Origin of the sequence: Allobacillus sp. SKP2-8, assembly GCF_007559355.1 — a bacterium.
Classification (GTDB): Bacteria; Bacillota; Bacilli; order Bacillales; family Alkalibacillaceae; genus Allobacillus; species Allobacillus halotolerans.
On sequence record NZ_VMHF01000014.1, the window covers coordinates 23,751 to 41,415 of the forward strand.

Annotated in this window: 13 protein-coding genes; 1 reads left to right on the forward strand and 12 read right to left on the reverse strand. The window is 33.4% G+C overall.

The window, feature by feature from the left end; all coding sequences use genetic code 11:
• Positions 1-16 precede the first annotated feature (16 nt).
• The 3 genes from FPQ10_RS10265 to FPQ10_RS13390 form a co-directional block, all read right to left on the reverse strand.
• A complete protein-coding gene (locus FPQ10_RS10265) occupies positions 17-973 on the reverse strand; it encodes an acetamidase/formamidase family protein (protein ID WP_144163425.1) in 957 nt (318 codons plus the stop codon).
• A gap of 170 nt (positions 974-1,143) precedes the next feature.
• Entirely contained in the window at positions 1,144-1,278 is a 135-nt protein-coding gene (locus tag FPQ10_RS13385; RefSeq protein WP_255439875.1) for a GrpB family protein, read from the reverse strand.
• 65 nt (positions 1,279-1,343) lie between these two features.
• Positions 1,344-1,640 (reverse strand): GrpB family protein, encoded by a 297-nt coding sequence (locus FPQ10_RS13390; protein WP_255439876.1) that lies wholly within the window; start codon positions 1,638-1,640, stop codon positions 1,344-1,346.
• 101 nt (positions 1,641-1,741) lie between these two features.
• Between FPQ10_RS13390 and FPQ10_RS10275 the strand changes: the two genes are divergently transcribed.
• Positions 1,742-2,065: a nucleoside triphosphate pyrophosphohydrolase gene (locus FPQ10_RS10275; protein WP_144163426.1), complete on the forward strand. Its 324-nt coding sequence runs from the start codon at positions 1,742-1,744 to the stop codon at positions 2,063-2,065.
• Here FPQ10_RS10275 and FPQ10_RS10280 read toward each other — a convergent pair.
• From FPQ10_RS10280 to FPQ10_RS10320, 9 genes are all read right to left on the reverse strand, one after another.
• Positions 2,062-3,051 carry an HNH endonuclease gene (locus FPQ10_RS10280; protein ID WP_144163427.1) on the reverse strand — a complete coding sequence of 330 codons (990 nt, stop codon included), beginning with the start codon at positions 3,049-3,051 and terminating at the stop codon, positions 2,062-2,064. The genes FPQ10_RS10275 and FPQ10_RS10280 overlap by 4 nt on opposite strands.
• Positions 3,052-3,104: 53 nt before the next feature.
• Entirely contained in the window at positions 3,105-4,622 is a 1,518-nt protein-coding gene (locus FPQ10_RS10285; RefSeq protein ID WP_144163428.1) for an SIR2 family protein, read from the reverse strand.
• A gap of 53 nt (positions 4,623-4,675) precedes the next feature.
• Entirely contained in the window at positions 4,676-5,077 is a 402-nt protein-coding gene (locus FPQ10_RS10290) for a Swt1 family HEPN domain-containing protein (RefSeq protein ID WP_144163429.1), read from the reverse strand.
• A 22-nt stretch (positions 5,078-5,099) separates the two neighbouring features.
• Entirely contained in the window at positions 5,100-8,147 is a 3,048-nt protein-coding gene (locus tag FPQ10_RS10295) for a type III restriction-modification system endonuclease (protein ID WP_144163430.1), read from the reverse strand.
• A gap of 10 nt (positions 8,148-8,157) precedes the next feature.
• Positions 8,158-10,101: a site-specific DNA-methyltransferase gene (locus tag FPQ10_RS10300; protein WP_144163431.1), complete on the reverse strand. Its 1,944-nt coding sequence runs from the start codon at positions 10,099-10,101 to the stop codon at positions 8,158-8,160.
• Positions 10,102-10,121: 20 nt separating this feature from the next.
• Positions 10,122-10,772, reverse strand: a complete 651-nt coding sequence (locus tag FPQ10_RS10305; RefSeq protein ID WP_144163432.1) for a DUF4391 domain-containing protein — start codon at positions 10,770-10,772, stop codon at positions 10,122-10,124.
• A complete protein-coding gene (locus FPQ10_RS10310; protein ID WP_144163433.1) occupies positions 10,772-14,005 on the reverse strand; it encodes a helicase-related protein in 3,234 nt (1,077 codons plus the stop codon). The genes FPQ10_RS10305 and FPQ10_RS10310 overlap by 1 nt, the downstream gene beginning before the upstream one ends.
• A 248-nt stretch (positions 14,006-14,253) precedes the next feature.
• Positions 14,254-15,714 carry an o-succinylbenzoate--CoA ligase gene (locus FPQ10_RS10315; RefSeq protein WP_144163434.1) on the reverse strand — a complete coding sequence of 487 codons (1,461 nt, stop codon included), beginning with the start codon at positions 15,712-15,714 and terminating at the stop codon, positions 14,254-14,256.
• Between the two features lie 233 nt (positions 15,715-15,947).
• Positions 15,948-17,291 (reverse strand): thermonuclease family protein, encoded by a 1,344-nt coding sequence (locus FPQ10_RS10320; protein WP_144163435.1) that lies wholly within the window; start codon positions 17,289-17,291, stop codon positions 15,948-15,950.
• Positions 17,292-17,665: the final 374 nt, after the last annotated feature.

Here is a 17,665-nt window from a genome sequence, read left to right on the forward strand (position 1 = left end):
TAGATCAATAATTATCCTATCTAAAAATAGACTTCGGTAAAAACGCAGATACAAGACTATTCGGAGAGTTGACGATCTCGCTAATTCTTAAATCTACCGTGATACTACAAAGCATATATGCTTCTTCTTCTGTCATATGGTATTCACTCACCAAGTGCTCAATCATATAGCGGATCGCATTTTGAGAAGCTTTAAAGAGATTTTCTCCATGTCCAGTCGTCACAAAGTAGCCCCGGCTATCCGCTTCTGGTGTGGGAGGTCCAGGAATTTCATAACGCGGCTCGGCAATCGTTTTCCCTTTATGCAACTTAAAGCGAACCGTTGCCTCCATCGAAGCTTCAATCGCCGTTCCACATACTTCCCCATCTCCTTGAGCAGCATGTGTGTCACCAATAGAAAATAAAGCACCCTCTACCCAAACAGGTAAGTAAAGCTTTGCTCCTTTTGTCAGGTGGCGGATATCCATGTTACCTCCATTTTTACGTGGAGGTACAATACTGAAATCCCCTGCTTCAGGAAGCGCAACTCCGACTGTACCTGGGAAAGGTTTTAGAAATAAATCAATGCCATCTAAAAATTCAGTTGTGTTTCTCTTTTTCAAATCAAAAATTTTAATCGCTGGGTCTTTAAAATCCTCTGCAAGTAAACCAAAGCCAGGAATGAGTGCCGTCCAACCCCAATCCAATTGTTTAAAGTCGAGAAATTCGACCTCTAACGTATCGCCAGGCTGAGCACCTTTCACATATACAGGCCCTGCTACTGGATTCACTTTTGTGAAATCAATGTTTGCTACATCTTGTGCTGTAGATCCCTTTGTGAATTGACCGCCAGACGCCTCGGTGATCTCATAAGTTACCACTTGTCCAGATTCCACTTCAGCTATCGGCTTTAATGAATTGTCCCACCCAATATGACTGTGCTCGTTGAAATCATGAATCGTCATGTACGGATGATTGTGATGATGAATACCCATTGAATATGCCCCCTATGCTGTATCGTCCTTTGTAAGATGAAATATAAAAAGAAGTTTCTCAATAATTGTCGAAACTCCTTTTTTCTTAAAATTATATAAATTGTAGTAATTTTGTGTGGGAAAGTCAATGGGTTGTTGAATGTTTTACATATCGTGCTGCAAAGTTTAAGTTATAATCGCTTAAATTCCGGTGATGCCATTAATTTCTCAAAGAAATCACTTTTGGCCTCTCGATAGGCTTCCATATCCCTGCCTTCATATGTTCTTTTTAGATTATCGTATTCTCGTAAATACTCATCATTCAACTTTAATACCTCACGAATCTTCCAAAAGAAATCAAGATCAGAATCAATAACCGTTAATTGGATGCCTAAAGGAGGTTCCGCCGCATCGTCTTGAAATGCTCGAAATGTATCTGTTTTGTACTTCCCTCATTAATCTCATAATGTTTCGTTAACACAGTAACAGCTCTCAGAAACTCCGCAGCTGACACTCTTACTTGAATATCCAAATCCCCTTTGGTTAAGCTCCCAAGGATTGCTGTACTTCCTATATGTTGTATATCTGCTTCAGGAAGCAACTTTTGAATGAATACTTTATGCTTTATAAATGCATCTTCTGCTTTTTTATACAGATTGTCGTCGGAAATAAAATTTACTTTTGCCATTGAATGACCTCTTCTCTAAATAGAATTCTAGTATTATATTATAATAGAAATAAATTATTGTAAGGTGTAGTATATAAATCAAAAACTATGGAGGTGTCCTAATGCCTATACATAATAAACTAGTAAGAGATAAAATACCTCAAATTATTGAGCTTACCGGAAAGAAATATACTACGAGAACTCTTAGCAAGGAAGAATATACTTTCGAATTAAAAAAGAAATTAAATGAGGAAATTACTGAATATCAAAACGCTTCTTCTGACGATGAGGTAATTGAAGAACTGGCAGACATTTTAGAAATTATGCATTCATTAACCAAAATACATGGAGTATCTATGGAAGATGTTGAAGAAAAAAGAATAAAAAAAGCTACCGAGAGAGGCAGCTTTAATGACAAAATATTTTTAGAGAGCGTTGAAGATTAAAAAGTTCTCGGAACCCAAATCTCATCAAAACCATTTTTGATAGAATAGTCATAAAGCAAAATTATTTTTTTATCTTTATAATTTTCTAGAAGAGTTTGTTTATTCTCTATTACTTTTTCTTGAAGTTGTTCATTTCGGTCAATAATGAAATTTAAATACTGCCGATCTGGAAGCTTATCGCTCTTCGATGTATTACATTGATTACAAGCCAACACTAAATTCCAGATATGATCAGATTGAACGAATGACCATGGAATAAAATGATCGACGTGAGTTGCTTTGGTTTTATAAAGGTCTCGTCCACAATAAAAACATGTTGATTCGAAATAATGTAGCAATATATTCTCATAAGGCTTTAAAGAGCTTCTTTTCGCTATACTTTCCACTTTACCGATCAAGTAGTTTATATCTGGTATGTCGTTTAGTTGCTCAATCATCCTTGCCATATGGTAATTTGTTAAATGAACGATTAGCCGTTGGTATGTCAGCATAAACTCATGTACTCTTGGATTTAACTTGAAGTATTCTCTATTATGGTCGAATCCGTAGAACTGTTTTTTTGTGTCTCCGTACAATGCTCCGAATACATTAATCTTCATTATTGATTTTACTTTCGAAACTATTTTAAGTTGTAATTCATGATTAATTTTATCGAAGTTAAACTCCCGAGGTATGCTATATTTTTCTTTAAACCCTTGTAATGCACTGACTACACTAGAAGGATGTCCTCTGTTATGATTTGTCAGGTTATGATTAATCACTAAATTCCAATAAACTTTAGCAAATACATATGCTAGTTGGTCGTAAGTTAATTCATAATTCTCATTTACCTGATATAAATTTTCAATGATCGATTTCATTAAGGCATATTTATAAGTAGAAGACTTTTTTGACTTGTTGGAAAGAATAATTGTGAAAACTCTCCAAATATCTTCATCAATTAAATCCACTTCTTCTAACACACCTACTTTTAACCGGTGGCTCATATAATCACTCTCAATACTTATCACTATGTACGATGGCTTTTATAAAAGTAATACTAGTTAAAAATGTCTTCATGAGGTTCTTTGTACTTTTTGTAATCGTAAAGACATAATAGCTTCCTGTAATCTGTAGACTTCTTATTTCCTAAAGTTATTAAATATTCTTTAGCATCTTCATTAGAAATACGATTATTTTTCATACCTAAAGCTATTGCAATAGTTTTTCTAGATTGAGGAATTGAAGGATCATTAAAAACTTCATTTATAGTCTCATGTTGCTCACCAAAGTCTACTTCATTTTTAAATATATTTTTTAATTTGTTTTTTTGAATATCTTTTAACCTATTAATATCTTTTAATTGTGGTTGTATTTGTGAAAAAGCATAAATAGGAAAATATTGGTTTTTTTGAATTTTTAATTTATCTATTAGTTCTAATAATTGATGATTAGATTCTTCAACAATTTTAAAATAATTTTCCATCATTTCCGAAGAAGTATGAAATTCGTATTTTATGGATTTTAAAGACCCAATTGCTAAAACTTTCTCGCGATTTTTTAAAGAGTCCATATCTTCAGTTATGCTAACTTCAATGCTACCTTCTCCAGAATATATTTCTTTTACTATATTTTGAACTTTTCTAATATCCATTGCAGATACAGGTAAGATTAACTCAGCTAAACTTTTATAAATTTCAATAAAATTATCGGTTTTAATTTTATTTATCCTTATTGTTGAAGAACTATTTAAATCAATGTCATGATCGGTAACTTGCGTATTATTCGACCCTTTCTCATACTCTACGAGTAAAAAGTTTTTTCTTATTTTTTCAGCTTCCGAAGTATTGGGATCAACATAAGTAAATATTGTTTTGAGGATTTTCTTAATGTTTTCGTCACTTACACTGTATCCAAGAAATATAATTGGATTATGTATAAATAATGAAAGAAGCTGTGCTCTTATTAATTCATATCTCTCATCAAAAGACTTGTAATCATCTTGTGTAATGATTATTTTTTCAGGATGATTTACACAACCATGAACCTTATATACAGATCCATATGGATTGCTCAATAAAATTTCATTGCCAATTAAGGGATCAAACTTAAATATTCGCTCTATAAATGTATCGTAATTGGTTGTAATAACAGACCCAATGTTTTTTCTTACTTTTTTTAACTCCAAAATTTCTTCGTATTTTTCGTCTTTAAGTCTATAACTTGATAATAATTGTTTTATATATATTTTAAATCTACTTAAGTTTATGTTTTTTTTCATATTTTCGTAGAATTCATCATTAATCTTTTTGAACTGTCCGTCTCTATATTTCATCAGGTCTTTATTAAACTCATATTCTAATTCTGTTGCAATCCCAGAAAAATCAAACTCTCCATTATGATAATTATGTGATTTTAAATCTAAATAAAACTCATCATTTCCCTTTAATTCTTTAGCAATGAAGGATAAGAGTCCATCCCATGTATAAGAATCTTCTAAATACCTTAAACTAAAACCTGTTCCAATAAAAAGTACTGGATGATTTGAAAAATTATTAACAAACTCATTTATATTCACAAACTTTCACCACTTTTCCTCAAAATTTTTTAAAAAAATGTTGGTCTTCAACTCTAATTATTTATTTTTTGATTAACGAATACAATGCTATGTGCAGTTTCATTTACAAAACCTAATACATATGAAAGCAACCTTAACTCTTCTTTAGTGATTAATTTACAGTGTGCAATCTTATTTCTAATGGGTAAAATAGATTTCAATTGAGCTATTTCTTTAACTTTAAATATTTCTGAAAAACATTCGTACGAGGAAAGCATTGAGACTAGTTCGTGCAAATAAAATCTAGAAAAGTTTTTCCTATACGGTTTGTACAAATTAGTTAACGGGGCTTGAATAAGCCATCCAGATCCATATTCTTCGGTCATTGTTATACTAATAACTTTTCTTAACTGATTCTCCAAATCATACAGCATGCCATATGCTTGCTTCATAAATTCTGTATCTTCTATACTCAATGCTTGCTTCCTCTTTCTATCATTAGTTAAAATTAACAAAATTTAATAACTCTTCGTAGTTTGATACGATATCATATTTTACTGAATCATCACTTATCTTTTTAAAGTGTTCTTCTGCACATTTTTTCTTAAGTTCTTCTACTTTCCTAATACTTAATGACGACATACTTCCTTTTGTTTCTGCTACAAAATAAACATGTTTGACTGTCCCCTCTTCAAAAGCAATCGCCCAGTCGGGGTTATATTTACCTACTGGTGTGTTTATATAGAAGTCGTTTGGCAACTTTATATATAGTGCAATGTTTTCTTTTGTATCTAGCTCCTCTGCAAACTTACGTTCATTTGAAGAGTCAAAAATTAAATAATCATAAAGGTGCTTATCGGTTTTTATTGCATTAACATCTAATTTGCCTTTTAGAGTTGGTTCCGTGAATATATCAGTGGAATATGATTCTTCTAATTTATTGTATGAGATATGCTCAATAATAACTGTGGCCTTCTGCTCATTAATTAGATTCGAAGCTTTAATGATAAATTCTTCTGGATTCATTTTAAATTGTTCAAATGTTTCTTGATTAATTCCTCTAAGAATTTGACTAATTGACTGACGAGTAAGGCCTGTATGTTCGACGATTTCACCGATTAAATCATATTTAACATTAGTGCTGGCGGCTGCCTCTACCTCTTCCTCTTTAGAAAATTTCTTTTTGAAGTCCTCACCCGCGGTCAATGATTCCTTCGACTTAATAGTTTCCATTTCACCTTCAGCAACTTTAAAGTAAATTTTAGATACCCTTAACTTTCGGTCTAACTCATTAATTGACTTTCTAATTAATTCATCAGTATCAAAATTAACAACATAAGCGGATTTATGATTGATTTTGTTCCATAGTTCCTTGAATTCTTTCATACGGAGCTTTGAATGATCAACTTTAGCCTCTACGTTATTATCCCGTGCATTTTCTGGTTTCATAACACTAGGATCGTAAATCGAATCAAGAATGCTAACTACCTCATGTGTATATGCTGCAAGTTCTTCAGGAACCTTTAACTGATTATTTTTCACGTCATCATAATAGGTTTCGGTTAATTCATTTTCATCATTTATATAACCATTTCTAATTAGACCATTAGTGATTTTTATAGCTAGTTTTCGGTCAACAACTTGTTCGTTTAGTCCATTTTCGTCCTTAATAACCTTATTTTCAAATAGTTCATGTGTGACCTCTTTAGGTCTATCTGCGACAACCGATGCTATTTCTGATTGCAAACTTTTCGTAAAATCTTCATAGCTTTCATTAGCAATAACCGTTAAAGTATTCACTTTATGTACATCTTCACCTAGTGTAGTAGCATCCATTCTTTGGCCCATGTTATTTACACAGAGTCTAAGACCTCTCCCTACCTCTTGACGTTTTCGAACGTCAGAGCCACTCTGTTTTAAAGTACAAATTTGAAAAACATTCGGATTATCCCAACCTTCACGTAAAGCTGAGTGTGAAAAGATAAATCGCACATTTTCTTTTAAGTCTAATAAACGTTCCTTATCTTTCATAATAAGATCATAAGCATCCTCATCATCTGATGTATTCTCTTTTCGGTTGTTTATTTTGCTGTCTTTAAACTGTCTTGATTTTTTATCGATAGAGAAATAACCTTTATGTGTTGTAGAAGCGTCAATATTGTTGATATATTTAAGGTAATCATCTTCACCAAGTGCAATTTGCCACTCGTTTAATATAGATCGATATTCTTCTTCAAAGATTTCACCGTAAATTCCGTTAATTTCTTGACCATCTTCATCATACCGTTTATATTTAGCTACTTCATCGATAAAGAATAAAGTAAGAACTTTAATACCTTTATAAAATAATTCACGCTCTTTTTCTAAATGTGATTGAATAGTTTCTCTGATCTGAATACGTCGCAAATGGTCTTCATTAACATCACCAACAACTTCACCAGCATACAAAATCACACCATTCGTAAACTCTACTGAGTTGTTAAAACCATTTATACGTGCAACGGTAAATCCTTTATATTGTTCAAGTCCGTCTGATAAGTCATAAAGATTATCTTCTTCATATATCTTACGTGTGATACGGCGAACTTTGTTTTTACCCTTTTTCTCAAAACCTAAAGTAGCTGTTGGTGGTTTATCACCTGATAAATTTATCCTTTCTAAATATAAGTAACTGTCTGTTCCGGTTGTTCCTGATACAGAAATACCTTTAACTGCTATTCTTTTAACTAATCGCTTATTGTATGCTTCTAATGCATCTAAACGGTAGACCATATTATATATAGATCCTTTTTTATGTGTTGCCGAATAGCGCAATGTCATCAATGGTTTGAACTCTTTTAACTTCTCCTTAGTAGCTTTCCCCTCTACTGATTGAGGTTCATCAATTATCACAATAGGATTAGTAGCTGCAATAACATCAATAGGTTTTCTAGATTGAAACTCATCCAATTCCATGTATATACGTCGAGCATCTTTACCTCTTGCATTAAAAGCTTGAGAATTGATTATCATTACATTAATCCCACTGTCACTAGCAAATTGTTCGATCTTCGTTAAGTCCTTCGAATTATAAATAAAGAATCTAACTTTTTTATTATATTCTAAACTAAAGTGCTCCTGCGTCATCTGAAACGATTTATAAACACCTTCACGAATAGCAACTGATGGAACAACAACGATAAACTTACTCCAACCATACAACTTATTCAGCTCGAATATTGTTTTAATATATGTGTAGGTTTTTCCGACACCTGTCTCCATTTCAACCGTTAGGTTATATTTCCCATCTAAATGATCGGATGGTTCTAACTGATGTTCACGCTGTACGTTCTGCAAATTTTCTAAAACTTGACTGTCATTTAACATTATTCTTTTATTATAGTAACCTGTTAATTGCTCATTCTCCTCAAGGGACATTTGAGGATCACTAGAAATTCCTTTATCAACAATGTAAGTTGGAGTTATTTTAGGTTGACCGTTAAACACTTTACAGACAGCTGAAGCGGCATCAGCTTGAAATTTTTGATGTTTAAATTGTAACTTCATGATTTACCTCCTATATAACTTTCACTGTTGTATTAGGTGAATAAAGTTTAAATATTTCCGTTACATTTATTTTGTCTGGACTATTATCAAAGCTATCATCTTTAAAAACTACCCTTAATGGCTGTTTCTTTGCGATACTTGTGACCACTTCGTCTGAAATATTATCATCAAAACAAGCAATTAAAGAACCGTATTCCACTATATGAACTGTTGCATTTCCTATTTCTTCTGTTTCATGTACTAACGACAATGGTAACCCCCAATCAATCATAACACCATAGAGTAAATCTAAGTCAGTGCGTTCTTCTTTTATATTAGATTCTAATGATGCAATCATATCTTGTGAGTATTCATTTGCTGCATAATAAATATCTTTCATATTCGAACTATCTAATTTAAAAACACGAAAACCAATATCTGGCACACAATTAAATCCTTTATCATCTTTATCTTTATTAATTTGCTTTTTTATATTTTCACCAACGCGTCGAATCCTTTCCTTCCCAATATCAGAAATGGTTTTATATCCATTTTTGAAGGCATTACTATTTTTGTTTACTTTTTCATCTAACTGCACCATAATAAATTTTCTATTACCTTCATCTAATGCATTTAATTCCATAACAGCATGTGCAGTTGAAGCAGATCCTGAGAAAAAATCCATGATTATAGCATCCTTATTAAAATGGGTTTGACTTTTAATAAACTCTTTTACATAATTTTTTGGTTTGGAATAATCAAATATCTTTTCAGAATCAAATAGATTAATCAATTCTTCATATGCATCTTCATTAGTGCCGTTTATTTCTACTCCACTTATTAATGATGGGAAACCTTTGTATTTGGTACTATCATTTTTTTTGAAACATCTTAATTGAAAAGAATCAGTATTAATAATGAATTTTGCATCTAGTCCCAACTGTTCATTAACCTTATTTTGCGACCAAATAAACGGACCATAGATTTTTAATTTAGACTTGATAAAGCCGTCTTCAACAATTACGTCCTCTAATAACTCAACACTGCTACTCCCGGTCCCATATTTACCCTTTTTATATAATCCATCCACTAGTTTAGTCTCAACCACATCTTCTGGAAACTCCAATGTTTTTGGCTTATTAGTTCTTTTGATTAATGGCTGCGATTCTGTTTCATCGGCTACACCTCCAACAATTTTTGCTTTAGAGATATCTTTACAGAATACTACACAGTATTCTGTCATACTTATAATATTTTTAGATAGGAATGATCCTTTTCTTTTTTTGTCCCACGTAACAATTCCTGCAAAGTTTACTTCTCCAAAGATTTCTTTTCCGATTTTCAATGTGTTTTCCAATTCATTATCATCAATGCTTATAAATAAAACACCGTCTTCTTTCAAGAGTTTTTGGGCTAATTTTAATCTTGGATAAATCAAATTACACCAATCTGAATGGAAGCGTCCATTTGAATTAGTGTTTTTAAATAGTCTATTATTTTCGTCATCATAAAGACCTATTTCTTTTTCATATGTTTCTTTATCTACATTAAAAGAATCATTATATATAAAATCATTACCAGTGTTATAAGGAGGGTCGATATATATCATCTGAACCATATTTAAATAACTCTCTTGCATTATTTTTAATACTTCTAAATTATCGCCTTCTATATAAATGTTTTGTGTTTTTTCCCAAGCTTTACTCTCCTCATATATTGGCCTTAGTGTTAGCTTAGTTGGTGTATTAGCTTCATTTATTGCTGCATTTTTTCCCACCCATCTAAATTCATATCTTTCATGATGCGTATCAATTATTTGTTCAGATAATTCTTGTTTTAATAATTCAAAGTTAACTTTTTTAACAAGATTATTATTTTCATCCTTTGTCTCAGTTATCACATTTGGAAATAGTTCAGAAAGCTTTAGTATATTTTCTTCTATGAGATTTACTGATTCCATTTTCATTTTATCCATTTACTTCAGCCCTTTCTAATTTACTCATTATCAAATCTTTCTTTAAGTTGTCTTAATTCGCTCATCATTGACACTTGTTTTTTAAATTGCTTTTCTTTTGCAATCTTTTTCTCTAATGATTGAATCTGTCTTTTTAACTTCTCTTTTTCTTTTGAATTATTAATAGCTTCCTCTAGGGTTACTTCTTCATTTATTTCTATTTGTCCTTTGCCAATTTGTTTAATGAAGGATTCATAGACTTGGTCTAGATTAAGACCTTCAATTTTTAATGACAACTCTTCTTTTTTCATCCAATCTGTTTTAAAGTAAGTATTGACCTTAAATCGGCCTTCGTCGTTTTTATGTCTTTCTTTATAGCTAACCCAAAGTTGGCACATAAAACCATGCTCTATCAAAAATACAATATGATAAGGTATTTCTCTATCAATTTGTTCAATGATTTTTTGACTAACTTTATCTTGTTTCAAATGTACTTCTAGTATCTCAATTTCATTCACATTTTTACCTGCATTAATATTCACAGTATCCAAGGATAACTTATACTTCCATACAATTTTATCTATCTCTTTTACAAACAGTTGCTCAAGCTTGGTATTTACTTGCAAATGTTCATAGAACTTTTTCTTTGGAATACGGCGGTCAAATAAAGTGCTTTCAGGAAAATTAAACATTACCTCACCACCACAAATGAAACTAGTTCAAAGTCATTCAATCCTTTTATATGTGTTCTCAAGGCTGAAGTTCCACCAACTTTAAAGAGGCTATCTATGTCACTTTCCTCATCTACATTAATGATTGAACTGATAGTGTCATGAAGAAGATCTGAGTATTTATCCATATCACGACCATCATTTGTTTCATTGTTAAAGTTTTGACACAGTTTCATAATGGGTTCATTAACGCCTTTCGATTTTAGCCTTAATAAATCAAGAGTAGTCTTGGGGTCTAAGTGATTATTTATCACTTCGCCATCTTCTGATATATAAACTAAATAAAACGGATAAAGTCGATTCTGACTTTTTTCATTAACATCACTGTGAAGGTTCCTTAATATATATATGACACCTGGTGGGTGTTCTTTCGACGATGACACTATGGCATGCATGCCCATTGGAGATTTTTCTAAATCAGGATGCTCTTTAATATAACTAAGTAAGTCCATACGGAATTCATTTAAACCAAGGTCCATAATGGATACACCACTGGTCATTTCCTCAATATCAACAACTTCTTTCTGTAGTCGTTGTAATTGTTGTTTTCTGTACTGTAAGTCTCCACTTTCATCATCAATCGGATTATCATCACCTGTTGATGTCATGACTGTAATTTTCATTCTCGTTTCCACTCGTGCTTTTAAATTGATGTAGTCATCTAAATCCATGTTTGGCCAAAAATTCACTAACTGAATCTCTTTATTTGTACTTCCAATACGGTCAATTCGCCCGAACCTCTGGATAATACGAACTGGATTCCAATGAATATCATAATTAATTAAATAATCGCAGTCCTGAAGGTTCTGCCCTTCTGATATGACATCTGTAGCTATTAATATATCAATTTCTTCTTTTTGGTTAGGAAAAATTAATTCTTTGTCTTTCGATTTTGGTGAGAAGCACGTTAATATTGTATTTAAATCATTTGTTAAGCCTTTTATTGTATTAGAGCCACCTTCACCTCCTGTTACCATAGCAGAATTCAGACCATATTTATCTTTAAAGTATTCACCAATATATTGATATAAATACTCTACAGTATCAGAAAACGCTGAGAAAATAATGACCTTTTTATTCCCTTCGTTTATTGGATTATTAATCTTTTGCTCTATTTCTTTGGTTAATTGATAAAGCTTTTCATCGTTCTTTGGTTGAACTCGCTTCATTTCATCTATTAACTTAATTAGGATTTCTTTGTCATCATTTAAGTCTTCAAGCCACATTTGATAGTCCATATCGTTTAAAATGATTTTGATTTTAGAACCCACGCTAAAAAAGTCAGTGTTCTGGTCATCCGTATCAAAGTCATCATCACTTATTTGATTAACCTCTAACACTTTACCTTCTCTGTAGTTGCTTATAGTTTGAATCATATTTTCTATGTTAGACAACATACGTTCCATGGTTAGACGAAATGAATAGACTGAACTTTCTAATCGCTTTAATAAATTAGTCCGCATTAAAACTAATATACCTTGTTCACGGTCTGACTGTTTAAATCTTGTATGAGCCATATCCGTTCCATATTTCTCCTCATACTTCGAAACTTTACTAGGTAAAATATATTCAGTAGGCTTATAAATACCTAAGTTTAACATGGTTAAATGTTCGAAAATAGCATTGTAGTCCATGAGATTATAAATATTTGAGAGCTTACATCTTATGGACTTCGGTTCTTTTCGCTCAGGAAACGTCCCGACTTGTGCACTATCATAATACTGTTCGATGTGTTTTCTAGAACGTGCAATCGTAACGCTATCAAGTAGCTCAAAGAAATCAAAGTCTAACGTTTTAAGTAACCTTTCTGTAGTACGTTGTTTTGGAGATAAATCACTCCAGGTATTAAAAACAGCTTGAGCACGTCTAAAAATTGTTTCTATCGTAGTCTCTGTTTTCAATTCCTTATTAAGCTTTTCTTCTTCGCCTTCATACGCTAAAGCTAATTGATTCTTTAAATCCGTAAAACGATTGTTAACAGGGGTTGCCGATAACATTAGAACCTTTGTTTTAACACCTTGTCGAATTACACGGTTTAATAGTTTAAGATAACGATTTTCCTTTTCATCATTATCTCCATACACTTGTCCGCCATTTCTAAAATTATGTGACTCATCAATAACAACTAAGTCATAGTTATCCCAGTTTAGTCTATCAAGTGGTATTCCATTAGAGTAACCTTTATCACGAGATAAATCTGTGTGATAAAGTACATCGTATCTTAAACGGTCATCTGCGATTGGATTGTTAAGAAGATTTTGTTTGTATGTATTCCAGTTATCTGATAGTTTTTTAGGACACAAAACCAGGACTGATTTATTGCGATTTTCATAATATTTAATAACACTCAACGCTGTAAAGGTTTTACCTAACCCAACGCTATCAGCCAAAATACAACCATTGTATTTTTCTAATTTATTAATTATGGCTAAACAAGCTTCTTTTTGAAAATCATATAATGTATTCCAAATAGAAGAATCCTTAAAGCCCGTTGCATCATTTGGTAAAACATCTTCCGAGATATCCTCTAAAAACTCATTGAATATATTATAGAGAGTTAAGAAGTAGATGAATTCAGGAGAATTCTCTTTATAAACGGTCGTAATATTGTCAATAACTTCCTCTGTAACGTCTTGCAACTTTTCTTCGTCGTTCCAAATTTGGTCAAAAGTACGCTTATAGTGTAATGCATGTTCACCATTTAGTCGCTGAACCAAACCATGCATATAATTACCTTTTTCAATACCTAAATCGACTGTAGTAAAACCATTAATAGGTGCATAGGTGTGGTGTTCATTTGTTCCGTTCACATTCATAAAACCCGATATGTGTTCTTGAGTTACATTTGTTTTAAACTGAGCTTTTTTCTTAATCCATTCAACACATTCTTTAGCAATTGCCTTTTGAGTAAGTTCATTTCGTAATTTGACTTCAAATTCTGTTCCATAGAGGCTCTTTTCTCTGTTTAAACGCGGAATATAAAATTCACGTTTCTCTTTGTTAGTTTTCTCGGAAGTAAAAGAGGGCGAGGTAAATAAGAATTGTAGTTCCTCAACTTGTTCTAACTGTTCTTTCAATTCTTTATATGCATAAATAGAAAAATAAGCAGCAGCGATTGAAACCTTATTATCTTTCTTTATAATATCCTTTAAATCTGAACTTAATGTTTTATTTATATTATCGATGAGTTGCAAAACTAAAACCTCCTTACACAGCATTTTTTGAAGATATTTACTATGATTTTATAATTTACGAGTTTTATTGACAAGAAAGTTATAAATGTTATAAGTTTTATAGCTAATCCTATTGCACCGTTTGGTTAATAATATGACTATTTTATTAGTGTGTGGTATCTGTACATTAATTACTAAACTTACTAATTAGGGTTATCCGATCAATACACACTTCCAATTAAATCAATAATTACGATCTTTAAATATTTTTATTTTCCCAACCTAATCCTCATCAACTTCCTAGAAGCATTCCTCGGCAACTCATCAATTTCATGAAACTCTTTCGGCACTTTATATTTCGCTAAGTTTTTCTCACAGTGATCCATCAAAGCTTCGGCTGAAAACGTCTCTTCTTCCCGAATCACAACGAATGCGACAGGCACTTGTCCCCATCGTTCGTGTTTTTTCCCGACGACTCCGGCATCTTTGACAGATGGGTGTGATTTTAATACGGATTCAATTTCTGCCGGATAGACGTTTTCGCCTCCAGAGATGATTAGGTCTTTCCTTCGATCGACAACATATAAAAATCCTTCTTCATCCAGATAACCTAGGTCTCCGGTTTTTAGCCAATCGTCATGAATGGTTTCTTTATTAGCATCTGGGCGGTTCCAATAGCCTTTTGTAATGGATGGGCCTTTCATCAGAATTTCACCGACTTCGCCAACCCGACATTCTTCAGCATCATTCATGATTTTTAATTGCCCAGGAAATAATGGTTTGCCTGCAGAACCTAATTTTCTTAATGCATTTTCTTCATCTAGCGTGCAGAATTGCGACGCTGTTTCTGTCATTCCATACGTTTGGAAGATAGGTATACTCTTCTCTCTGCTTGCCTCTAATAACGATTTCGACGCTGGTCCGCCACCGAGTAACATGCAACGGAAGCTCTCTGGGTATGATTCATTTCCCAATCGTTCGACCAATTCTTCTAACATGACAGAAACGGCAGACATTGTCGTAACACCGCGATTCATGATGTCTTCGTGCACACTTTCGACATCGAATCGCTCATGTAAGTGAGCTGGTATGCCGTAAATCACGCTACGGAATAAAATGGATAGTCCACTCACGTGGAATAGTGGCACACAGAGCAACCAGCGGTCATCTGCATTCAGTCCAAGATTCAAGACAGATCCATTCGCATTCCACCAATGGTTTCCGTAAGTAAGCTGAACGCCTTTTGGCAATCCAGTTGTACCACTTGTATAGAGAACGGTCGTAACGTGGTCCAAATCGAATTCAGCGATACCTTCTTCTACCTTTCCTTCAAAAGAAAATTGCTCGAAAGATACGCTATGTAAATCGACTTCGACAGTTAGTTCATCAACGACAGACCGAAAGCCTTCTTGGAATAATAGGTGAGTCACTTCGCCATCTTTTAGTTGAAATAAAAATTCATTGACGGATAAGCGTGTATTTAATAGAAACATGACCGCACCAATCTTTTGCAGTGCATGAATCATGACAAACATTTCATAGCTATTTTTGGATAATACAGCAACATGGTCGTCTTGTTTGATTCCTTGTTGTTTCAGTTGATATGCATATTGACTTGCATGTTGGTCTAGTTCTTTAAATGTATAACGTGTATCATCACTTAAGACAACCGCTTCTCGATCCGGTGTCATCATCGCACGTTTCGTAAGCCATTGTGGCATGATTGTCATTCTCTCATCCCCTTGGTGTGTAAGTATGTATATCGTCTATTGTAACATCTGAAATAGTTCTAAGTAATTTCTTTTATATTAGTAAATTAAGTTAGAAACAAAAAATTCAGATTTTAATTGAGGAATTAAACTTATTGATTGATTTTTCATCTCCATTCCATAAAAAAACCCTCAGAAGTGCCTCTGAGGGGAATCAATTCTTTGTATATAAATCATCATTCAATCTATCAATCTTAACTCAAACTTTCACAAACGGTCCCATCACCATCTCGATCTAATCGGTGAGGATCTTGTTCCGGACCGCCTGCAGCCTCGAAAAATGCCTGGGCGCCTTTTTGTTTATCAAAGTCTCCGCAATCTCGATCTTTACCATGTGGATTATATGGTCCGTTATAGGCTGAAGACCCGGAGGCATTCGTTTCAGTGGATGCCGTAGAAGAATTGTTCGATTGCTTGGTTTCGGTTTCAGATTCGACAGTGTTAAAACCATCTGATTGTACATAACCTTCAATACTCCAAATGCCTCTCTTCGCGTTTACTGCTTCCGATTGAGCTTTCGTGAATGAACTCATATGCGTGTAGGGTGGGTCGTAAACGTAAGCTAATCTGGCCAATCCTTCTCTTAAAAGCATCTCATTAAAGTTTTTACCATCAACCCACAAATAAGCCAATAACCGTCCGTATTTATCTCTTTTTGGGCCATCATACTCTACTTGAACTTTCTTGCCCGATAACATTTTCTTCGCAAATGAAGAGGCTTCTGGTCCAAATTTTTGGACGGGTAGTGATGGGTGGACAGTTTCTGGTGTGTCGACTAATAACAAACGAACACTTTCAATCATCCCGTTCAGGTTAATTTCAATCGTATCACCGTCTACGACCCGAGTCACAGTGGCCGTCGTCCCTTTGGCTTCATTAGATGGGCTTTTGTCTGATTCTGAATCCGTCGACTCGTTCGTTGACTCATCATTCGATGTATTGGAATCATTCTTGTTTTCTGTATTGTTTTGTTGATTTTCTTCTTGTTTGTTCACTGATGAGGAATCAGATTCTTCATTCGTGTTTTCTTTTTCCTCGTTATGTATTTCTTCACGATCGTCTTTGCTTTTAGACTCAGCCGCGTTTTCATCTTCATTTTTATTTTTTTGTTCTTCAGATTCTTCTTCTGCATTCTCTGTTTCTTCAGTCTCTTTCTGTTCAACTGCATCCTCTTGTACTGTCTCTTGGTCAGTCCGTTGTTCCTCAACAGGATCTGTCGTTATTAAAACGATAAGGAAGCTTGCTAAAAATACCGGGAACAAAACTTTCATGGCACTTATTCGATTTGAGAATTTCAGTAAAGAAGGACGGATTAAACCGATGATCATCGCAACTAAACTGAGCAAAAATAGTAATGAAAATAAAAATACGAAGCCCTCTTTAAGACCACCAATAAAAATAAAACTTCCCAAAAGTAAAGGTATGAATACTTTCATAGCACTTTTTCTACTTGAAAAACGAATGAAAGAAGGGCGGATTAAACTAATGATTATGCCGATGAAGCTCAACATAAACAGGATTATTAAGAAATTGTCCATTCAAATCACTCCTGTAGTTTCTTATGTCTAGTTTCCGAAAAGAAGTTTTATGTATAAATGTTGTTTTCACAAGGATTCGGAATATGCTTGTTGTCGATTGATCACTACAGTCAATTTTAGAGATAACTAGAATATGTATACTGCTGCTAATCTCGGTCGGAATGTTCCTTGCATTGAACGTCTCTGGTAACTATAAAAAAAACCCTCAATAGCGTTAGTACGGCACTGAGAGATTATCCAACCTTTAGCTACTAGCCATTTTTCACTGGGTTCGGTCTATACGACCATTCCGTGTAACTGCATGGGTGGTGAATTGTAATATATGATCCACTGCACTTTGGTTTACATTGTATCATGAGTTTCCTGTCTATACA